Here is a 23,026-nt window from a genome sequence, read left to right as displayed (position 1 = left end):
TTTTAAGTTACTTTTTATTATCTATTTCATACATTATCTTTCCCAATGCCATCTCAAGCTCATCCCGGCTTATACCATATTTGTTCAGCCGGTTAAGAAACTGCTTTGAATTTGCGTAGCCTATCCCCAAGGCAGAGCCCAGACTATTCCTGAGTCCCGCAGCATTGTCATTGCCCGAAAGACCGTAATATATCAGGTCAATCCCCGAAAAGGTGATTTGAACCTCCTCCTGCTCGCATTTTGCCATGGACAGCGCTCTTAATATGCTTTCCGGTGCTGCATTCTCCACCCCAATGTCTCCTTCTGCTTGAGCCTCTTCTTTGGGTACGAAGGCATGTCTGACTCCCTTGACCCTGTCAGAAATAATTTTTCGTATTTTTTCCCCCATAAAATCAGGATCTGTAAGCACAATCACACCATTCTTCTCTTGGGCAGTCTTTATCCTATCCAGTATGCCTTTGTTTATTCCAAAGCCGCTTGTTATTATTATATCCGCAGCTACTGCGCGTCTTACTGCGGCAGCATCATTCTTGCCCTCTACCACAATTGTTTCCTTCAACATAAAACATCCTCCCTAGACAATAACAAAGGCGGCGTATGCCGCATTTGAAGCCCATGTGCCTTTTCCGAATGTAATGAGGAAATTCTGGCACGGGCAGTTAAATCAAGATAAATTATTGTATAGGAAAGTTATACTTTCCTATACAATAATTTATCCACAGGGGTCACCCTGTGGATAAGCTTTAGAATCTGTATCTGGGCTTATCAAGTATGTATACCTTGACTGCCCTCTTGCCATATCTCGCTACATCTTTTGGCGATTCGTAGTATAAATCAATCCTATTGCCTTTTATAGCCCCGCCTTTATCAGCCGCCAGGGCTTCCCCATACCCTTCGACATAAAGATATGTTCCAAGTGGAATAACCTTGGGATCTACTGCAACTATACCAGGCTTTACCCTTAACCCCGAATAGGTTATGCCATAATTCGGGTCGTCAGGATGCTTGCCACAGCTCTCAAAGGTTGCATCATAAGCTGTTGCAGTCATTGTGAGCGCTCTCACAAATCTGGTGACCTGACCTCTCGAAGATACGAAGGTAGTTCTAGTCCCTTCCTCTATGATGCCATTTATAGGCTCTTTGAGTATCTTTTCAGCAGCGATTTCTCTTTTTACTTCCCTGCCATTTTCAAAAATAACCTTTATAGCCAGTTCCTTTAGGCCTGGGCTTCCTTTTTTAACTACTTTCACTAAGCCCGTGTCAAGTTTGTCGCTTTTACTTACTTGATTGGTAAAATCCATTTTCATTTCTTGCTTTACAACTTTTTCTTCTACTCTTATTACATCAACTTTTGTATTTCCTTTGATTACTGTATCCAGACCAGGCAACACCTTATCTTTCTCGCCAAGCTGGATTTGAACCTCCCCAAGAGCACTCTTTACATCAGGAGCAGTAGTCCATATGACTACGTCCTTCCCATCCGAGTTAATGGTAACCTCTCTGGCTCTGGATATTTTTATACTCATTCCATCCTTGAGCTTTTCTGCCATTTCCAGGCTTACCTTATCATGGGGTTTGATACCTACACTATTTTCTTCTAGCACATCTTCAACAGTATTCTTAAAGGTACTTACTGCTTTTACTCCGTCAATATCTTCAATGGTAATATCTTTCTTCATCGCACTGTAGACATAAGATGTAGCGAGTATCAAGCATAATGCAGCGACAGCAATAAGCTTGACCGAAAATAAACTCTTGAAATTCTTCAAGTTTATTTTCATCGTTCAACCTCCTTTTTTTACGTTTGCCAAACGTATTCAGCGCCAATTCGCCCTCATACGTCTAGCTCATCAGCCTATACTATCTAGATTTAATGGTATTATATAACAATAAATCTAAATAGACAGGTAGATTAATTTTATCGTTATTTGGTTTTATTGTCAAATTTTTGGTTCGTAAAGAATATTTGTATTTTCCCCGAACCTTTGACAAATCGGGAAATTTTGGCTTTCATATTTATATCATTGCCAGATTAAAATATTTTATTCTTTTTATATGGACTACATGTTTTGCAATAAACATTTTACATTACGATTTCAATATTGCAAAATCATGTTCCTTGATTTCATAGGTTGCCTAATTCTTCCCTGAACCAGCTTTAATGCAACCTATATAGCCATGAAGTTTTTCAACAGTAGTGCCTCACCCTAAACTGTGCTCCCATACTACATACTATACTCCTGCACAATTCTATGTCATGAGCAGAAATCACATCAACAACTGTGAGCCAAACCTCAGGTATATATTTTACACATTCCTTTGCAAACTCCAATACAGCCTTATATGCTTCCTCACCATATTCCGGTCTGCAAAGCTTCACATAGTCCTCTGCGTTCTTTGCATTTAAGCTTATAGATACGGAATCCACCAGCCCCTTAAGCTCAGGCACAACATTTCTCTTCCATATCAGATTTGCTTGGCCGTTAGTATTAATCCTTATCCTGACTCCTTTTTTCTTAAGCTCCTTGCATATCTCAATTACTTCCATAAGCCGCTCAAGTGGTTCTCCATAACCGCAAAACACAATTTCACTATAATTCTCTGGGTTTTTTATGTCTCCAAGGATTTCCTCAAGGCTCGGCTCCTTGCGAAGCCAAAGGTCAACGCCTATACCCTCAGGCTGGTTTCTAACACAAAAAGAGCAGCTGTTTGCACACCTGTTGGTCAGATTTATATAAAGGGCATCCTTGATTTCATAAGTAATCATCGTATTACCCCCAGAAGAATTCTTTTGTTTTTTGAAAATAGCTTCAATGAAAAGTATATGAAGGACATAGGCAAAATATTACAAATATTTCTATAGAAAAGCTTCATAATTTGCTAGATATGATAATTTTACTATAAGAGGAATGGTTTTACAAGCGGGGGACGGGTAACACTTTCAGTATCATTCGGTAATGCTCGTTAAGGATACTGGGTTGCTAGATTACGGAAAGTTTCATATAACACAAAAACACTGATGCTTCACTGAAGTGCACGATATAATTTCTCTTTTTAAACCGTGTGTTCAGTGGATTTCAGTGTTTTCAGTGTTACAAGTAACTATTCTATTCCGAATAGGCGCTTCCCATTTGACCTGGTCTTCTGCGCCACTTCTTCAAAGGTTATACCCTTTATCTCTGCTATCTTCTCTGCCACCAGCCTCACATAGCCCGGATAATTCCTCTTGCCTCTGTTGGGAACAGGCGTAAGATATGGGCTATCTGTCTCAATGAGAAGCATGTCAAGCGGAACTTCCTTAACTGCTTCAACAGTCTTTCTTGCGTTATTGAATGTAACGGAGCCGCTAATGGAAATGTACAGTCCCAGCTTAAGACACTCCAAGACCATCTCAGCACTTCCCGAAAAGCTGTGCAGCACTCCGCCCACCTCTTTGATGCGGGTTTTCTTAAATATATCCATAACATCTCCATGAGACTCCCTGTCATGCACAATCACCGGAAGCTTAAGCTGCCTCGCCAGGTCTATCTGCTCAATAAAACGACGTTTCTGCACATCCCTGGGCGACAGGTCATAGTGATAGTCTAGACCGATTTCCCCAATAGCCCTGACTTTCTTGTTCTCTGCAAGGGCAGCCAGCACTCCTGCGGTTTCCTCATCCATATCCGATGCATCGTGGGGGTGAACCCCCACAGCTGCATAAATGAACTTATATTTCTCCGCCAAAGCAATGGACTTTACGGAGGTCTGAATATTACTGCCAGCGTTAAGAATCAAGTCCACACCAGCTTCAGTGCACTGGCTTACAACCTCATCCCTGTCCTCATCAAACTTGTCGTCATCCAAATGGGCATGTGTATCAAAAAGCATATTCTACACCACTTCTTTCTAGCTTACTTGTGAGCCTGATTTTATCTCTGTGAGAGGAGTGAGAACTGTAAGAGCCTCATCATTAGAGGCAGCCAATATCATTCCATTGGATTCCACTCCACGGAGCTTCACCGGTTTGAGGTTAGCCACCAAAACCACATACTTGCCGACCAAAGCTTCAGGCGCATAATATTTCGCAATGCCGGAAACCACCTGGCGCTTCTCGCCGCCAACCTCAAGCTGCAGCTTCAAGAGCTTGTCGGAGCCCTCGACCTTCTCGCACTCCAGCACCTTGGCAACCCTCAAGTCAATTTTCGCAAAGTCATCTATAGTTATATACTTATCCTCTTGCGGCACCTCTGCGGACACCGCTTTCTTCTCTTCCTCAACCGTCTCTGCCTTCTGCTCTTCCGCTTCTTTTATAGCGCTGATCTCTGCCAGCTTCTTTTCTTCATCTATTCTAGCGAATAAAGGTTTCGCTTCATTCACAGCAGTTCCGACAATAGTTCCGCCAAAAGCCTTTAAAGATGCCCAATCAGTTTTCTGTGCATTTATCTGCCTTTGAATCTCCAATGCGGTATCAGGAATAAATGGATACAACAGCACAGAAGCTATCCTGATGCTCTCGAGTAAATTATACAATACCGCTGCGAGTCTGCCTTTCTTGCTTTCTTCCTTTGCAAGCACCCAAGGCTGGGTCTCGTCTATATATTTGTTGCTCCTCTTGAGCAAGGTCATAACCTCATCAAGCGCATCAGCTGTCCTGTACTCATTCATTCTTGCTTCAACTCTGCCAGGAGTCACAAGAGCCAGGTCTATAAGCTCGTCATCTATTGCTTCCTTATCGGTGGGCTCAGCTATCTTACCTTCAAAATACTTGCTTACCATTGCAACAGTACGATTTACAAGATTGCCCAGGTTATTTGCCAAATCGGTGTTCATTTTGGCAATCATGTGCTCATAAGTGATGTTTCCATCCTGTCCAAAGGGCATTTCCTTCAACAGGTAATATCTTACCGCATCCACTCCAAACAACTTTACAAGCTCCTCCGCGTATATTACGTTACCCTTTGATTTTGACATTTTGTCTTTGCCCATCAAAAGCCACGGATGGCCATAAACTTGCTTTGGCAGCTCAACACCAAGAGCCATGAGTATTATCGGCCAATATATGGTATGGAATCTGACAATATCCTTTCCTATCAGGTGCAGATCAGCTGGCCAGTATTTGTTGAAGAGCTCTCCGCTTTCTCCTTCCGGATTATATCCCAAAGCTGTAATATAGTTTGACAACGCATCTATCCATACATATATAACATGCTTATCATCAAAGCTTACAGGCACACCCCAGTTGAAGGAGGTTCTGGACACACACAGGTCCTGGAGGCCGGGCTTTAAGAAGTTGTTTATCATCTCATTTTTTCTGGATTCAGGCCATATGAAGTTCGGGTTTTCTTCTATGTGCTTCATCAGTCTGCTCTGATACTTGGACAGTTTGAAAAAGTATGCTTCCTCGCTGGCATGTGCCACTTCCCTTCCGCAGTCAGGGCACTTCCCTTCCACCAGCTGGGACTCGGTGTAAAAGGACTCACATGGAGTGCAGTACAGTCCTTCATAGGAGCTCTTGTATATGTCCCCCTGCTCATAAAGCTTCTTGAATATCTTTTGAACTGTCTCTTCGTGCTGCTTGTCTGTTGTCCTTATGAACTGGTCATAGCTTACATTCATGAAGTCCCATATTCTTCTTATTTCTCCAGCTATCCTGTCAACATGCTCCTGAGGCTTCAAGCCATCAGCCTCCGCCTGCTCCTGAATTTTCTGACCGTGTTCATCTGTGCCGGTCAGGAAATATACATCATGTCCCGTCATTCTTTTAAACCTTGCTATCGAGTCTGCCAGAACCGCCTCGTAGGTATTTCCTATATGAGGTACTCGCGAGGTATATGCTATTGCTGTAGTCATATAAAACTTTTTACCACTCATTTTTATTCCTCCTCATTATTCAAAAATAAAAAAGCTCCCGCCCCCTGAAGGGACGAAAGCTGTTCGTGTTACCACCCTAATTCTTTCCTGCCTTGCGGCAGAAAACTTAACAAGTGACTCTTTCATAAGAATTCATCACTGTGCTGTATAACGTCAGCTTGACGGCACAGGCTTAGCAGCTGCCTCACCTGTACAGTTCAGGGGCCATGTTGGGTTGGTTTTATGTGCCGGTTCGCACCATTCCCGGCTCTCTTTGACATGTATGCCAACTTACTCTTCCCATCATCACTTTTATAATTTAAAGTATATGTCAAAAATATACAACATTATTTCATCTGTGTCAATATTCAAACTCAATATCAACTATCCCAAGGGAGTCATTTATTATCCATTTTGCACTTATGCCCTGATTGAGACTGCTTTTTTCTGCAGCCTTTTTTATCAGCTCTTCAATATTGTATGCAGAACTTTTATAGTCGGCAATCTTTACTAACAGCCTCTTTTCCCGACCGGAAACAGCTTTTGTCATCATTGAAAGAACTTCAGCCTGGCTATTTGCTATAAGCTTGTTATATTCAAAATAGTTGTATTTTGTGCCAGTGCAAGGAGGGTATTTGCCTTTATCCCATATATGCGTCTTTTGCATTTCCTCATCGTTGATGTTGAAATGATGATAAACCAGCTCTGTGCTGTCCCTTTCCTCCGATACGTCATCCCAAGTAGCATCTACATGGTAGTATTCTCCGTTCAGCTTTACAATATTCCATGCATGATCAACATCAGCAGGTCTTTGTCCGGCATCTCCGGCTTTGCTGCCCTCCACAAGAATGCATTGAACTCCCGCCTTTTCCAAAAGCAGTTTAACCGCTTTGGCATAGCTGTCACAAACTCCAATCCCTTTTACAAGCACTCCATAAGCTTCATGCTCCAGAGCAGGCACATTATTGCTGTCTGCATTCAATCTGTCATATCTTGAGCTCTTAACCACATGGTCATGAACTGCCAGGACTTTTTCGTAATCACTCATTCCGGGCTTTATTATACTGTTGATAATGTCATTTGCTTTGCTATCCGTCTCAGCGCGCATAGAGATAATCTTTTCTCTTGGGTATATGTACTGCAGCTTCAATTCAACAGCTGCCGATTCTTTTCCCAATGCTCTTGTAAAAGTTGCATTGCAGCCCGATACAAACCCCAGTCCGACGTTCTCAGCCAATATACTCTTAAACGCAGCGTCTACATCATAGGTTTTTTCATCGTATTTAACTATCAGTACCTTCACACCATCCTTTACTTCCCTGATGGCATCAAGCATTATGGCATGGAACTCGCCACTACTTCTGACTTCTGCGTCTGCATCAATATCATATACGGGCAGAGCCAAGGGAAGAAGCCTTACCTTTGTGCCTAGCAGTTGGAAGGTTTCAGGAAGCTTAATGCTGATAACAGCAAATATTATTAAAAGGAGCACTAATAGTCTTCTTAGTCTCATTATATAATCCACCTTGAACTGTATTTTCTATTTCATATTATCTCACGCTAAATAAATTAAAACAACATAAGCCTGCATATAAGTATTGCCGCTGTCACTCCTGCCGCACCACTGCCCGACAAGTGCTTCATAATGAAAAGAAGCACTCCTCCTCAGGTATTCCAACCTGAAACTTATCCCCAACGATATTCACCAGCGGCTATGCCTGCAACATCTCCGATACAATCATATCCAGCCAGTTCTCCAATATACCATGGAATTGTTTGCGATAATCAATATCGACCATTTATAGTTTCTTTCTTCTATTGATTATATACTCTTTTTACTATACAAATATGAAAAGAGCAGGTAACCATAATTTACTGGTTTCCCGCTCTATATCACGAAATAACTTCTTACTAAAATCAAAGTAAGTTGTTGAAAAGCAATATTGTCTTTAGACTTAAACCGTTAAGTTAAACTTTGTGACAACATACAAGATGGTTTGGTGCAACTTCTTTTGGCTCCGGCCTTATGGACATGCATTCTTCATCTGCATATATACACCTAGTATTGAATAAACATCCTGGTGGTGGCGAAGCTGGATCCACCGTATCTCCGATCTTTAAATTCAAATTGAATCCTTCATCTTTTATTCCCTTTGATATGCTCGGTGCGGATTCCAGCAATACTTTAGTGTATGGATGTTTTGCATTTATATATATCTCAGCTCCGGGTGCGGATTCAACAATAACACCCGCATACATAATCATGATATGTTCTGCAATTTGTCGCACAACTGCTAAGTCATGTGCCACAAATAACATGGAAAGAGAATACTTTTCCTGCAGATCCATAAGAAAATTGAGCACCTGTGCCTGCAATGAAACGTCTAATGCCGAAATAGGCTCATCTGCTAGTATTAACTCAGGACGTTCCACTAAAGCCCTTGCAATAATAACACGTTGACGCTGCCCTCCGGAAAGCTGTTCTGGATATCTAAAGCGAAATTCCGGGTCAAGTCCTACCTGGTTAAGGGTGTCAATTATGATCTCTTCGCGCTTTTTTGCGTCCGACATTCCATTTAAAATCAATGGCTCTTCCAGCGACATTGCTATGGTAAAGCGTGGGTGTAGTGAAGCTAATGAGTCTTGAAATATCAGCTGAACCCTGCGCCGCATTTCCTTTATCTCTTGCTTTTTCATCTGATCATAGCGTTGTCCCTTGAAGTAAATATTACCATCCGTAGGACTCTCTAATCCTATGATTGTGCGCAATAATACTGATTTACCACAGCCTGACTCGCCAACCAACGCGACAGTCTGACCATTTTCAATTTTAAAGCTTATGCCGTCTACAACATATTTTATTGTCACCTGTTTATTGAACAAGCCCTTGCGAACAGGAAAATGCTTTTTGAGACTTTCAATTTGTAAAATCGGTATACTCACTTTATCACCTCATTCCAATGTAGTGTCATCGCTTGTGCAGTAGTCCATCAGTGGATAGTGGCACGCGACCATACGCCCTTCTTCCACTTCGCTCAGCGACGGCTGATCTTCCAAACATTTCTGTTGTGCAAACTCGCAGCGAGGTGCAAAGGCACAACCCTTTGGCAAGTTTACCATATCCGGCGGAAAGCCCGGTATGGACTTGAGGCGTTTGGTCTTTCTCGCTTCTAATAAAGGTACAGAGCGAATCAAACCTACCGTATAAGGGTGCCTCGGATAAAGCAGTAGTTGTTTTTTAGGCGAGGATTCGACGCAGCGACCCGCATACATAACAAATATATCATCGGAAAACTGCGAAACTACACCAAAATCATGAGTGATAATAATTACCGAGTTTCCTGTTTTCTCCTTAACGTCAATCAACGCCTCAATGATTTCAGCTTGAATTGTAATACCTAAGCTGGTTGTCGGCTCATCTGCAATAAGCAAATCAGGATTGAATATCATCGACATAGCAATAAAAATTCTTTGGCGGAATCCGGCAGAGAACTCGCACGGATACTTCTTCATAATCTCTTCATGGTTTGAAACGCCAACCAGCTTAAGTACTTCAATACAGCGCTGTCTGATTTCTTCTTTACTAGCATTTTTATGAACAAGATACGCTTCAGTAAGCTGCGCTCCGATAGTCATGTATGGGTTGAATGACGTCGTAGGATCTTGAAAAATCAAGGATATTTGAGAGCCACGCAACCGTGACATCTTTTTTTCTGGAATCTTAAGTAAATCTTGACCTTTGAAAATAATTTCACCATCTTCGATTTTGCCCGGCTCATCGACTATTCGCATAATAGAACGTGAAGTAACACTTTTGCCCGATCCGGATTCGCCAATGATGCCAAGGACACTTCCTCTTTTGAGTGTAAAATTCACCCCATCAACAGCCTTCACGACTGCCCCTGAAGGTAGATAGAAATAGGTCTTCAGGTTCTTGACTTCCAGCAACACATCTGGCTGGACATCTTTTGGTTTTTTAATATCAGCGTTTTGTTTCATACACTTGTCCCTCCAGATTTAATCATTTATTCAGCTTGGGATCAAATTTCTTCTGAAGTACATCACCCATAAGATTCAAAGCAAGGACTATAATCATTACTACGATACCAGGTATCGCTGTTATCCACCACGAAGTAGAAATATAATTTCTTCCATCGGCCATAATATTACCTAGTGAGATGTTAGGCGGTTGAATCCCAATTGACATAAAACTCAATAAGCTCTCTGTTATAATAGCACCGGCAATATCCATTGGCATTACTGGTATTATGGCTGATAGGAAATTACGGCCCAGATATTTGACGGCAATTCTCAATTTACTAGCACCCATAGCCTTTGCAGCAGCAACATAGTCCATTTCTTTTTCAATCATTACATTAGAACGTAATACCCTTGCATAAGCTGGCCAAGACGCTAAACTGAGCACAACGATACAGGATGCTACCGTTGGCTCCACCATTGTCAATATGATAATTGCAAGTACTATAAATGGGAAACCCATCTGGATATCCGTAATACGCATCAAGATGGAATCCAGCAGTCCAGGGTGCGCCAAGCCTGATGCTAATCCAACCGCCATACCAATCAGTACAGCAGTACCAACCGCAAGAAAGCTGACAATTACAGAAGTTCGAATGCCCATAAACAATCTAGAGACTAGGTCCCTTCCTATATAGTCCGTCCCCAATATATGCTTCATATTCGCACTCGAAGACCAGAATGGTGGTGCTAGCCGTTCTTTGGGCGAAGACGAGGCAGGATCAAACGGGACAATAAAATTAGCGAATAATGCAATAAACAGAGTGATCAGTATGATAATTAAACCAAAAGTAAAAGTTGGATTTTTTCTGAGGAATGAAAGCGCATTTTTAATTTTTGTATTTTTCATAGTCCACCCTGTGCCTTTCTAATGCGTGGATCAAGATAAATATAACTAATATCGATGGCCATATTTATAAGGATAAAGACGCCCGAAAGCAGCGCAACCAATCCCTGGACCAGATAATAGTCTCGCCTCAAAATCGCATTGAGAATTTGCATTCCGATTCCCGGATACCCAAACACATATTCCACAACAACAGAGTTGCCAAGCAGTATGCCAAGCTGCGTGCCGAAAATTGTGAGCACCGGTATCAAAGAATTACGGAACGAGTACCTAACCAATAAAGACCATGACGGAATACCTCTTGCCTTTGCAGCCTTGACAAAGCTCTGGTTGATGCTGTCCATCATGGAAGCCCTGATATTCCTGATCAATACCGCAGTCATAGGAAGCGATAAAACAATGGACGGAAGTATTGCATATCTGATGTTTTTATATCCTGTTGACGGCAGCAGCTTGAGGTTGACCGATACAATTTGAATCAAAATAATACCTACCCAGTAATTTGGCATGGATTGGAACAGCACGGAAAAACCCGATATCAGTCTGTCAATCCATGTGTTACTATAAATGGCCGCTATAATACCTAGAATCAATCCGAACACTAAGGATATGATAATTGCGAACATAAGCAGTATCCCCGTTACAGGTAATGCCCGCCCTATGACCGTTACTACATCCGCCTTTTGAAAATATGAGTAGCCTAAATAACCACTGAACAGGTTATTAACATATTTTGCAAACTGTACGGCTATGGGGTCTCCAATACCCATCTGCTCCTTGAGCTGCAAAAGTTGCGCTTCGGTTGCATTTGGTGCCATTGTTCTTGATGGATCGCTCGGTATCAATCTTAGCATAACAAAAGTTATGACCGTTATGGCAATAATCACAATAAGCCCTTGTAATAGGCGCTTCGTTATCGTGGCTAGCATTGTGACATCTTCACCTCCTTTATCTTTATGAGGGGAACTCTTGTATCCCCCCAAACATTTCAGCTTTATCTACCTTACCTTCTCATGAATACACAAAAACTCATAACCTGCCCTGCAGAGTATCTAATAATAATGTAACACGAAAATGATACTCGTCCAATCGGTTTCATTAATTAGTTCTAATAGTATTATCGCGAAACCTTTATCGAAATGTTGCATAAATGGTTATCTACCTATTCTTTATGTGTGACTATCCCGTTAGACTTCGTGACCAGACCCGGAAAAGTCAACAGGTCTGGCCACGAAACAACGGCTCAATTCATAATCTTAAAATTTGAAGTATATTACTTGAAATAAACTTTGTGGAATGGCATAGCAGAAGTCGGTGTAGGTTCGAAGCCCTCCACATCGCTGCGCATAGCGTAAATCAAAACGGAGTTGAACATCGTCATATGCGGTACATACTCTGCAATCATTGGATAAACGTCTGTCTTAAGGAACTCCGCACGCTCTTTGCTGTCGGTGATCCTAGCCTCTTTCATAAGAATTTCATTCAATTCCGGAATCTCACAAAAAGAAACTTGACCAGGGCTCCTATAAAACGCTCCAATTGTTAAGTCTGGCTCTAATCCTGGTGGCATCCAGCCTGTATCAACCATGTTGGCAGAGGTAGGCTGATATAGTGCATCTAACCAACTGGCAGTTTCCATAGGAACAAGTTTGCATTTAATCCCAATATCGGCAAGGTTTGAAACTATGTATTCACCATATTCCTTGGTCTTTGGATAGAAACCTACTGAGGTAGCATAAGTGATCTCGGGTAAGCCCTTGCCATTTGGATACCCAGCCTCAGCCAGCAATTGTTTTGCCTTTTCAGGATTGTAAGTCGGGAAGCCTTTAGCAGGCTCATAACCCCAAGCAACCTCCGAGACAAAATTATTCGCTTGGCCTGCATATCCTTGCATTATGTCTTTTACAATAGTCTCACGATCAATTGCATACGAGATAGCCTGACGAAGAAGTTTATTGTCCATTGGCGGTACCTGGAATTTAAATACCAGATTCTTTTGCTCAATAGCAGTTACCGTTATAAGTTTAAGAGCGGAATCAGCTTTGATTGACGGAACTTGTTCTGACTCAACACGTTCTATGATATCGGCCTCTCCTGTCTGCAGTGCTGCAAGTCTTGTTGCAGGATCTGCAACATAACGGAATACGAAGTTTTTTACTTTGGGTGCATTTGGTGTGTCCCAATAAGCTTCGTTTGCAATGAAACTACACTGCTCGTTCTCAAACTTTACAAATTTATATGGACCCGTCCCATTCAAATTATTCATTAAGCGCGCTTCGTTTTCAATGTCATCTGAGGACATGATGGGTGTAAAGCACAAATTGTTTATCAGAGGAGCATAAGCATTGCCACTAGAAGGTTTTAGTCTTACTGTTAAGTCATCCACAACCTCTGCAAGAATAGGTTCAGCCCACCATGCGCTAGCAACTCTGGACTGATCAGAGAATCTTTTTACAGTCTCTGCTACGTCTGATGCATCAAAATCACTACCATCGTGGAATTTAACACCTTTTCTAAGCTTGAGTTCCAATGTTACGCCATCTTCTAGGTATTTCCATTCCGTTGCAAGACCGGGTTTAATCTCAAGCGTCTTCATGTCCATGTTAACTAAGCGGTCGAATACTATGTATTCTACATGGATATTTGCAAGAATTGTGTGACCAGTGGGATCCCAGCTTCCCGTGAAGCTCTCAGCTGACAACATGGTTAGCGTATCCTTTTTTGCCTCCGGTGCAGCCGTACCGCTCGTCTCGCTGACATTTTTGGGCTCTTCTGTGGTTGTCGCACAACCGCTAAAGATACCGATGAGCAACAACAGTGTAAGAACAATTGACATCACTTTCTTAGCTCGTTTCACTCTGATTCCTCCTCATTTATTTGGTTTATATACAACCGATAATTCGGTTCGTATCATAAGGTTATCATCAGTATTAAACCGATAACCCGATTCATTCATAAAACCTACACATTATGATTTATGAACATGCATTCCCATAACCTTCAACAATTGATAACAATCTTCTTTTTGTACATGCCCCATATTGGCAATCTGAAACATATTTTGTTCATAGTATTTACCTTTCCCTGCGTACAGTACGTAACCTTCATCCTCCATCTCGGTCAAAAAATCATCTACGTTCATACCGGTAGGAAGAAAAACGGACGTAACAGTATTTGACATGTACTTTTTATCTAGCAAAAATACCAACCCTATCTCACTTACTCCATCCCTTATTATCTTCGCATACTCCTTATAGGTTTCTATCTGTTTATCAAGTCCTTTATTTGTGATGTTAGTCAGTGCAGCATTAAGCGCCCAGAATAAAGTTACATTCGGAGTGTTTGGTGTTTGTCTGAAAGTTTTTGCATAATAATAATGCTTATAAAGGTTGAGGTATACATTCATGCAATCTTCTTCTTTAATAGATTTTAATAATGACTCTTTTGCGCAAATAAAAGCAGATCCGGGGAACGCACCAACACATTTGCCGCCAACACTGGTTGCTATATCAATATTATTCTTTATGACATCTATATTTTCCCCGCCGACCGCCGAAACACAATCGACGAAAAACAGTTTACCATATTTTTTGCAAAGCTCCCCAATTTCACAGACTGGATTAATCATGCCAGTTGATGTCTCGTGAAAAACCATTGCTACAACCTTAACCTGAGGATTCTTAGACAACATCTCTTCTACAACGCTTACAGTAGGATATTGGCTCCATTCGAATTTAGGTTTTACCAAGGGAATCCTATACTTTAATATGATTTCTTCCAACCTTTCACCAAAGGTTCCATTTGAAATTAGCAATACGCTATCATCATTTTTTTTAAATAGTGAAGATAACACAGTTTCATTGGCAGATGTCCCCGATCCTGAAATTAGCAAAGATTTATAACTATTATCTGCCCCAAAGATTATGTTAATTTTATTTAATGTATCCTCAAACATTTCTTCGAACTCTTTTCCCCTATGACAAATATCATAATGTAATAAAGCCTGTCTTACATTATTTTCAACAATTACTGGACCTGGACTAAACAATTTTGGTGCACTCATTTCTATCTCCCTTCCAATGTTTTTAATACATTTTGTGTTTTCTTTATCAGTTTGTTATAACTTCTTGTTGTTTTAATTATAATACCTGGTGTTTAATTTGTAAATATAGTGTTTGGTGTTTTTTAAAACTTTTAGATAATTCAGTGTTGACATTCAGCGCTCTTACCATTTAAATCGCTTAATCAGATTCAATCTCCCATACAAATATTTATATTAACTTTTGTCAACTTGTTATGTTTTGTTTGGTAATTAGTAACCAACAAATATATTATTGTAATTAAATTTCCAATAATATATAATATGAATGTTATATATTATTGGAAAACAGGAGGAAACTGAACGTGATTTCGAGAGAACGTCATCAAAAAATTTTAGACATGATGCAAAAAACTAAAGTTGTTAAGATTACGGATATTACATCTACCTTTGGAGTATCTACTGAAACTGCTCGCCGTGATCTTCATATCTTAGAGTCACAGAATCTATGTAAGAAAATCTATGGCGGCGCTGCACTGATTTCGCCAATTGCCTCTGAACCGTCATATTCTACCCGAGAAGTTATAAATAGTTTAGAAAAAATTGCAATTGGTAAAAAAGCTGCCGAATTGGTTGCTGATGGCCAAACAATTATTTTAGATGTTGGTACTACTATTATCGAACTTGCAAGAAGTATAAAAAATAAAAATAATGTAATTGTTTTGACAAACTCTTTGTCCATTGTTAACGAACTTGCTAATACAGATATAAATCTTCATATTATGGGAGGCAAGTTAAATCCAAGCTTCCTATCAATGTCAGGAAGTTTGACACTATCAGCCCTTAAACAATTTTTTGTAGATATTGCTTTTATCGGAGCAGGTGGAATCACTTTGCAAGATGGTATATCAGACTATAATATAGAAGAAGCACAAGTACGGAAATTTTCTATAGAACGAGCTAATAAAACTATACTTCTCGCGGATAGCAGCAAGTTTGGAATAAATGCTTTTGCTATGGTTTCTCCACTGGAAGAAGTTGATGTTATCGTAACAGATTGGAAAATTTGTCCGAAGGTTTTAGCGGATTTAAGGGAACGAAAAATTGAAGTCCTCATTGCCGATAAGCCAGATGAAGTTTAATCCATTAAGGGTTTGAGTAATTTCTTCAAATTGATATATCGGAATCTTTCATTCTTCACACCTCACTCAAGACAATTCAGTTCGCTTTCCCTCTATAGCCCGAGCATAGGTGATGTCGCTAATCTTGTAGTCGTTCAGGCTGGAGAATGGGTAGAATGAATGGGGTATTTTCTTAAAATTGAGTGACATTAGGTGAACGCTGGCCGTACCTGGTGTGTCGGTGTCGCATATGGCTGCCGCTAAAAGTTGATACGCTACCCTGAAGGATGTACACGCCTTTACCACCACAAGTTGATAGAATGTCGGTTCCACTCCAAAGGCACGATACAGCTGTGGATCACCATTCCCCATCACGCGGTGACAAACAACAACATCAATATTCCCGATTGACAACACAGCAGTGCGCCCGATGTCTCTGACAAGACCACGTCCTGCGGGACCTTCCTGGCTAAAAACACCGTCATGCAGCGATTTCACATACGCCTCCACTTGAACTGACTCACTCCTCGCAGGGTCCTTTGTACCTCCAATCGAAAATATCCCTTTCTTTCCTACCCCCATATTGTGTGCAAGCTCCGCCGCAGGGGCATCGTCAATGGCAAACGCCATCTTTATATCAAGTTTGCGCTCCAGCAACCGCTTCAAGACAGAAGCATTGTCTCCAACAGCCCCAGCATTGGTGGAATCCGCGGAATCTACTAAAATAACTGGTTTACCCGTCTTATTTTCTACTGCAAGATCCAATACCTGGTCGATGGAGTACAATTTAGGATTAAATTCCTCACGCATATCAAGCAAACGCTGTGCCAACTCTATCGCATAGGGTTCCGCCGTCTTATAGTCATATGCAATGGTCAGTACCGCAGAGCCCCCATTTGCAACATCAAGCCAAGGCTGCATTTGAAATATTGAAAAGTCAATCAGCTTTCCTGTTCCCTGCAGCAATTCTCCATATGCCATAATGTTCGCGAAGGAACCCATCAATGTTGTATAACTACTGGCCGGCGCTATCATGGGCAGCATTACCCGTACCATATGATACCTAACTTTATCAATTAAGCATTCCATTCCCAATTTTCCTGCACGATAGCCTGTCTCAAAAAAATCCGAATGAGGGTATGTATGATAACCACAAACAATATCCAAGTTTTGCACCATTCTTTCTGTTACATTAGCATGAAGATCACAGGAAGCAGCAATAACTGCACCTTCCCCAACTTCCTTTCTCACAATCTCTGAAATCAACCCACAGACATCATCGTACTCCGTCGACTGCGTAGCACCATGAAAGGAAATGAATACACCATCCACAGGCGCGCTTTTCCGAATGACAGCAACAGTCTTTTCAATAAACTTATCCAAAATCTCCTGTTCTACTGGCCCTCCGCTCTGTGCATACATGGAGTACGCAGGGATTGCTTCAGCCTTTGCTTCCTTAATTGCCCGAAACATACCTGCCACTGCGCAAGGTCTGCCTTCCAGCTCTGTTCGCATCTCCTCACCCTCAAAAATTCCACCCCGTTTATAATCATCCATAGTGGTAGTTATAGGATTGAAGGAATTAGTCTCTTGATTAAATTCACAGATAACGATTTTCATTAAACTTTCCTCGCTTTTTAAACATTTTTATAAAAAGAAGTAAATTTTTGTTACTTTTTCCCTAATACCTCACAAAAACGCTTTTCTTATATTGCTCGAACGGTAGACAAAACAGCAACATTCTGCAATCAAAATCAGCCGTTAAGTATATCGAACATGCCTTCCATGGTAGGATAAATCTGCTGGAAGACTTTAAAAAGCATATCGTATATATTTGCATACTCTTTTTGGGGTAGAAATGTCTTTTCGGCAATAGTCATCTTATCGGCTTCCTCAAAATTTTTATACTGACCTAACCCGATTAAGGCACAGTATGCAGTACCAATGGCGCCCGCATGACGCACATTAACCGGGATCTCCACTGGAATTTGCAAAACATTTGCCATTATTTGCATCCACTTATCGCTGGATGCAACCCCTCCCACGATGCGTATAGACCTAAGCGTCCTGCCTGTTTCCTTCTCATATATTTCTATCTTCCATCGTAGGTGATAGCATATTCCCTCCATTATGGCGTTGATAAAGTGACGTCGATTGTGTAAATTCGTGATGTTAATAAATACAGTCTTTGCTTTCTCCGACAGTGGCGGGCGTTCACCATGCAGCCATGGAGTTGCAATCATATTCAGGGATCCGGGTTCAATATTTTCAATCTCTTTATTAACAAATTCGAATATGTCATCCTTTAATATATCTTTTTCAACGTGATAAAATTGATCGATAGCCCAGTTAAATGTCATGCCAGCGGACTGTAAAGTATAAATCATTAACTCCTTACCTCGATCCAAAGACTGATAAAGCTCCCCAACACCATCCTTCTGCTCTGGTACTACAGTACCTAGCCAGCCGGAAGAGCCCAAATAAATGTGAACACTATCCCTGCTGCTACAGCCAGCTCCAATAGCGATTGCTGGAATATCTCCACAGCCACCGAACACAGCCGTTCCCATTGGAAGGCCTAACTCCTGGGCAGCTTTTGCAGTGAGGCCACCTATCTTATCCGTCGGCATAACAAGAGGTGGAAATTTATCAGGGTCTATCTCAGCTGCAGCAAGAACCTTATTATAATATGCTTGAAGCTTTACATCTATTGAGCGGGTAAAATGGTTGGTTATATCTACTAGTTTCCTCCCTGTTGCTTTAAACTTCAAGAAGGCGTTAATTTCCAAAAAGCAAGTTGTCTTTTCATAAACCTCCGGTAATTCTTCTTTGACCCACATCAGTTTTGGCCAATAATCCTTATTGCAGAATTCCGTGGTGTTCATCCTCGCATTGAGCTTGGCGGCCTGCTTTCCTGCACGGCCATCTAGCCAGATAATCGTGTTATAAAGCACATTATCCTGAGCATCCAGAGGAATAATCCCTTTCCATTGTGTACCAAAAACAATACCTTTAACATCTTCCGGACAGATATCCGCATTGATCAACGCTTGTTTTGTTGCCTTACACACAGCGTCCCAATATGCGGTAGAATCTTGCTCCGCCCAATCAGCATGAGGCGCAAGTAGAGAATAACCTGCTGTAGAACTGCCTTTGACATTCCCCTGAAAATCCACTAGTACGGCCTTGACACTGCTTGTGCCAAAATCATATGAAGCAATGTATAGATTCCCCAATTCAAATACACCCCTTTTATAATTCCTTAATCACTTATAAACTTTTATTCAAATCAATGTTATCTACCTCTGCGTCTATTATATATTCGATGACTTAAGAACAACTAGCAATGTATGCTAGAACCTGACAAATATATTATAACATCCTCCTAATTTCTTTACAACATTTTTATAATTTCTTTACAATATTATGTGTTTTTAAAGTAATTATATAATTAATTATTAAATTCGAACATGTAAAAATTCGTTGAAAACAGATTTGTATCCCTCATTCATTTTCAAACTGTTCTATATTTAATTGTTAAAACAACATAAGCCTGCATATAAGTATTGCCGCTGCCACTCCTGCTGCATCAGCAATCAATGCTGCCATCAGGGTATGGCGTATGTTTTTTATGCCAACAGAGCCGAAATATACCGTTATGGTGTAAAAAATCGTTTCCGTGCTGCTCATAATTATGCTTGCCAACACTCCGGCACGACTGTCCGCACCACTTGTTTTCAATATATCTGCAAGTACTCCCAAAGCACCGCTTCCCGACAAGGGTTTCATGATTATAAGCGGCACCACCTCTTTGGGTATACCGGCTGCATTTGTCAGTGGTCTCAAAACATACAGCATGAAGTCCAATCCTCCAGAGCTCCGGAGCATTCCAACCGCAAGAAGCATCGCTGCTATGTATGGAAGTATCTTGAATGTAATCATAAGTCCATCCTTTGCCCCTTCAATGAACGCATCATAAACCTTGACTCCTTTTATATATCCATAAGCGAGTATGAGCAAGACAATCAGCGGTATAATGAAACTCATCTTGCACCTCCATTAGCCCTTTCAAGAAGCTTGCAGGTTATGACTCCAACGGTCACGGCAGTTAAGGAAGAGATAATAGCCGGAAGAATTATTATTCCCGGATTTGTTGAGCCTACCGAAGCTCTCAGTGAAAGAACAGTGGCAGGCAGCAGCTGTATAGGCGCTGCATTAACTACTAAAAAAAGACACATGGCATTCGTTGCTGTATCTTTTTTCGGGTTCAGCTCCTGCAGCTCCTGCATAGCCTTCAGGCCCAAAGGAGTAGCTGCATTCCCAAGCCCCAGCATGTTGGAGGTGATGTTCATGATCATCGCTCCCATAGCAGCGCTTTTTGAAGGTATCCCTTTAAAAAGCATCCTCATAACAGGCCTGATAAAAGAAGATATAACCTCTACCAAACCGGATCTTTCAGCCACCTTCAGCACACCACACCAAAGCATCATTCCTCCTAAAAGCCCGATTCCCAGATCAATTGAGGACTGAAGGGAAATAAAGATTTCCTCTGTAAGGGTCTCAAGCCTCCCCCCCGTCGCTGCAAACGCAACAGCTATGACTATCATGTAAAACCAGAGCTTATTAATCATTAAAAAACCACCATTCATTCTATTATCAATAAAATGTATGGTGGTCATTTGGATTTTATGTTGTCTAATTATCAGTAGACTTATTTATAAATCTTTACCTCACCTACTGAATAATCTTCAACGTTAAGCTGAACTTCTATCTTTATTCCATATTCCGGCACTTTTACTCCCGCATGTGGAGCTGTATCATACCAGTATGCCTGTGAATCGTCAAACATCGGAATTGCTTCCGAGCTTCCGATATCAACCGGATTGCCGGATAATGTCAATACCTTTTCCGGAACCGGATCAAGGCTGAAGGACGCATCATGAATCTGAATTCTTGTCCTTGATGCCCTTCCGTTTACCATTATAGGCTCCGCATGGGAGTCTACGACACTCAGGAAGCCCTGTCCCGGATGTAATCCCCCCCAGTTGTCATCAAAGGCAGTATCCCTGTACCACAGAAGCATTGCAGGCTCGTATTGGAAGTAATCTACATAGTTTCCTGTGGAAACCGGATAGTTATAGCAATACTTCAAAGCTTCATCTGTGTTATTGTGGCTTCTCCACTCAATGAGATAATAATGATTTTTCATTTCATAACCCTTGGAAAGCATCCATCCGTCCATGGTCCAATTAGTTTCTCCATTTTCAGCATCATCGCCGAAAACCACATTGTCATCTGCCACTACAGAGATATCATCCACATAGAAGCCTTCAAGGGATGCAGCAGCATCAGTCATATACCTGAAGCTAAGCAGGATGTTCTGTCCTGCGTAAGCAGTCAAATCAATGGAATCATTGACCCAGCCGTCACTATAGCCTGTATACCCGGGTAAATTGGCGATAATTGCCTCACTTGCCTGGGATGCATGTGCAGATGTCATAAGAGGTGATTCAAGTGAAGTCCAAGTTGCACCGTTGTCGGTGGAAACCTGTATAAATCCGAAGTCCCATTCCTCCTCTATGTCATACCAGGTCTGGAAGTTCATGGATATATTGGCTGCAGAAGGCAAGGTCAGGTTTGCTATCATTTTGTTGTCCATTTCATCCCCTTTGCCTCCAAAGAATGAGTATTCACCTCCGAATGGATAAACAGTTTCCTTCATCTTTTCAGGAAGATTAACCTTTATTACCTGGTTGTGGTTGCCCCAGGCTGTTGTTTCATCCAGCTTATATACGTTTCCACCCTTCTTTATCTTGTCAAAGCTTACTTCAGTAGGATTTACCCACTGTCCGCCCCAGATTTCGCCCAATGTGATCCTGCCCCAAGGGCTTATTGGTGTGGGTTTTGTCCCCAGAGGCTTTCCTACCCAGCTGCCGCTGGACATCAAGGAATAGAAACCTACTGCATCCCCATTGCCGCTGTATATAGTGTCATACTCGTCTGGCAGTCCAAGATCATGACCGGTTTCATGACAGAATACGCCTATTGTGCCGTCTTCCCCTTGAATTGTATAGTTGTATGCAAGCATGTTGCCGTCCCAGTAATCTGTTGTCGGGTTGTCTGATGGTATTTCCTCCCAAACCGAGGAACTGTGAGCCCAAATAGCGTTGTCTCCCTGAGCTCCGCCGCCGCCGCTCTGGTCTACCCCTGCATGCACCAATACCAAGTGATCGATGATTCCGTCCGGTTCATCATAATCTGCATCGCCATCCAGGTCATATGGGTCTTCAATATCATAGTCCTCAAAGGGTACAGTACCTGATGCCTTTGCAACCTTCAGAAGGTCAGCAACCAAGTCGTGGGATGTACCAGGCAGTAGGTCATCATGACCTGCATCCGAATCATCACCGTAATAAGCTTCAGAATAAGGAAGTTGGAACCATCCGTATGCATCTCCATCAACCTTAAAGCTGCCGTTTGACTGATTAATATAATAATCTGTCATGCTGTCCAAATGAAGAGTATTCCCGTTCTGGTCTATAGCATCATAGCCGCCCTCTGTAAAGAGCATGTTCTCATAGTGTTCCTTGCTGAAATCGTTGACCCAGAAATCAGAATTATTATCTGCTCCTGGCGCTTCTATTTCATTATGTAATGGTCCAATATCATACTCATCCTCACCGAATTCAGCCAGTAGAACGAGGAGCTTTATTTCCCTTACTTCGCCCTTGTACTCCTTTTCCTTAACCGTCCAGTTCTTATCCTTCACATTGTCAAGATTCGCTGGGTTTTTACCATTCTTATTGCCCTGCACCATGTTCTTAATATTTGCCTTACCTTCTGCTTTGTTTCTTATTTTCTCAAAAAACACCTTTTTGTCATAGTCCGCAGTTGGATTGGGTGTCATCTTCTTGTTTACATAAGCTTTTACTGCTTCATACACCTCCTCGTCCGAGGCATTTTGATCCAGAACACCCTGCCTTACCAATAGCTTTGCAATGCCCTCTTCATTTGGAGGCATGTAGTTGCCTGAAGGGACAACCGTTTGATCTGGACTTGCATATACTACCGTGGTGAGCAGCATAGCAACTGTCAATAGGACTGCCATAAATTTTCTCATTTTTAACCCTCCTCAAAATTATATGAACT

General features: G+C 41.5%; 18 protein-coding genes and 1 other annotated feature. Of the genes, 1 reads left to right on the top strand and 17 read right to left on the bottom strand.

Annotation, left to right across the window (positions count from 1 at the left end):
* Positions 1-7: 7 nt before the first annotated feature.
* The 12 genes from rnmV to VEB00_00345 all read right to left on the bottom strand — a co-directional run bounded on the left by rnmV (position 8) and on the right by VEB00_00345 (position 14,780).
* Positions 8-562, bottom strand: coding sequence for a ribonuclease M5 (gene rnmV / locus VEB00_00400; GenBank protein ID HYF81475.1), 555 nt, complete (start codon positions 560-562; stop codon positions 8-10).
* 181 nt (positions 563-743) lie between these two features.
* Positions 744-1,781, bottom strand: a complete 1,038-nt coding sequence (locus tag VEB00_00395; GenBank protein HYF81474.1) for a 3D domain-containing protein — start codon at positions 1,779-1,781, stop codon at positions 744-746.
* Between the two features lie 407 nt (positions 1,782-2,188).
* Positions 2,189-2,767, bottom strand: coding sequence for a TatD family nuclease-associated radical SAM protein (locus VEB00_00390; protein HYF81473.1), 579 nt, complete (start codon positions 2,765-2,767; stop codon positions 2,189-2,191).
* Between the two features lie 335 nt (positions 2,768-3,102).
* Positions 3,103-3,870 carry a TatD family hydrolase gene (locus VEB00_00385; GenBank protein ID HYF81472.1) on the bottom strand — a complete coding sequence of 256 codons (768 nt, stop codon included), beginning with the start codon at positions 3,868-3,870 and terminating at the stop codon, positions 3,103-3,105.
* Positions 3,871-3,888: 18 nt separating this feature from the next.
* The gene (gene metG / locus VEB00_00380) at positions 3,889-5,853 is read right to left on the bottom strand and encodes a methionine--tRNA ligase (GenBank protein ID HYF81471.1); all 1,965 of its coding nucleotides are present in this window, start codon (positions 5,851-5,853) and stop codon (positions 3,889-3,891) included.
* 45 nt (positions 5,854-5,898) lie between these two features.
* Positions 5,899-6,148 (bottom strand) — a binding site (T-box leader).
* A gap of 45 nt (positions 6,149-6,193) precedes the next feature.
* Positions 6,194-7,345: a transglutaminase domain-containing protein gene (locus VEB00_00375; GenBank protein HYF81470.1), complete on the bottom strand. Its 1,152-nt coding sequence runs from the start codon at positions 7,343-7,345 to the stop codon at positions 6,194-6,196.
* A gap of 455 nt (positions 7,346-7,800) precedes the next feature.
* Complete coding sequence (locus VEB00_00370) at positions 7,801-8,775, bottom strand: oligopeptide/dipeptide ABC transporter ATP-binding protein (GenBank protein ID HYF81469.1); 975 nt, start codon at positions 8,773-8,775, stop codon at positions 7,801-7,803.
* Positions 8,776-8,784: 9 nt separating this feature from the next.
* The gene (locus VEB00_00365; protein HYF81468.1) at positions 8,785-9,831 is read right to left on the bottom strand and encodes an ABC transporter ATP-binding protein; all 1,047 of its coding nucleotides are present in this window, start codon (positions 9,829-9,831) and stop codon (positions 8,785-8,787) included.
* Between the two features lie 22 nt (positions 9,832-9,853).
* Positions 9,854-10,531, bottom strand: a complete 678-nt coding sequence (locus VEB00_00360) for an ABC transporter permease (protein ID HYF81467.1) — start codon at positions 10,529-10,531, stop codon at positions 9,854-9,856.
* A gap of 185 nt (positions 10,532-10,716) precedes the next feature.
* Positions 10,717-11,646 (bottom strand): ABC transporter permease, encoded by a 930-nt coding sequence (locus VEB00_00355; GenBank protein HYF81466.1) that lies wholly within the window; start codon positions 11,644-11,646, stop codon positions 10,717-10,719.
* A 344-nt stretch (positions 11,647-11,990) separates the two neighbouring features.
* Entirely contained in the window at positions 11,991-13,574 is a 1,584-nt protein-coding gene (locus VEB00_00350) for an ABC transporter substrate-binding protein (GenBank protein ID HYF81465.1), read from the bottom strand.
* A gap of 111 nt (positions 13,575-13,685) precedes the next feature.
* Positions 13,686-14,780 (bottom strand): aminotransferase class V-fold PLP-dependent enzyme, encoded by a 1,095-nt coding sequence (locus VEB00_00345; GenBank protein ID HYF81464.1) that lies wholly within the window; start codon positions 14,778-14,780, stop codon positions 13,686-13,688.
* A gap of 341 nt (positions 14,781-15,121) precedes the next feature.
* Here VEB00_00345 and VEB00_00340 point away from each other — a divergent pair, with 341 nt between their 5' ends.
* A complete protein-coding gene (locus tag VEB00_00340; GenBank protein HYF81463.1) occupies positions 15,122-15,898 on the top strand; it encodes a DeoR/GlpR family DNA-binding transcription regulator in 777 nt (258 codons plus the stop codon).
* A gap of 66 nt (positions 15,899-15,964) precedes the next feature.
* On the opposite strand, the gene VEB00_00335 is transcribed toward VEB00_00340, so the two are convergent.
* The 5 genes from VEB00_00335 to VEB00_00315 form a co-directional block, all read right to left on the bottom strand.
* On the bottom strand, positions 15,965-17,497 hold the full coding sequence (locus VEB00_00335; protein ID HYF81462.1) for a M81 family metallopeptidase: 1,533 nt from the start codon (positions 17,495-17,497) through the stop codon (positions 15,965-15,967).
* 134 nt (positions 17,498-17,631) lie between these two features.
* Positions 17,632-19,113 (bottom strand): FGGY family carbohydrate kinase, encoded by a 1,482-nt coding sequence (locus VEB00_00330; protein HYF81461.1) that lies wholly within the window; start codon positions 19,111-19,113, stop codon positions 17,632-17,634.
* A gap of 301 nt (positions 19,114-19,414) precedes the next feature.
* On the bottom strand, positions 19,415-19,924 hold the full coding sequence (locus tag VEB00_00325) for a nucleoside recognition domain-containing protein (GenBank protein HYF81460.1): 510 nt from the start codon (positions 19,922-19,924) through the stop codon (positions 19,415-19,417).
* Positions 19,921-20,508: a nucleoside recognition domain-containing protein gene (locus VEB00_00320; GenBank protein ID HYF81459.1), complete on the bottom strand. Its 588-nt coding sequence runs from the start codon at positions 20,506-20,508 to the stop codon at positions 19,921-19,923. Before VEB00_00320 ends, VEB00_00325 begins: the two co-directional genes overlap by 4 nt.
* 80 nt (positions 20,509-20,588) lie before the next feature.
* On the bottom strand, positions 20,589-22,997 hold the full coding sequence (locus tag VEB00_00315; protein HYF81458.1) for an immune inhibitor A domain-containing protein: 2,409 nt from the start codon (positions 22,995-22,997) through the stop codon (positions 20,589-20,591).
* Positions 22,998-23,026: the final 29 nt, after the last annotated feature.

This window comes from Clostridia bacterium (genome assembly GCA_035628995.1).
GTDB lineage: Bacteria > Bacillota > Clostridia > Lutisporales > Lutisporaceae > BRH-c25.
Note: the sequence above shows the minus strand (reverse complement) of the source record. Positions and strands in the feature narration are given on the sequence as shown.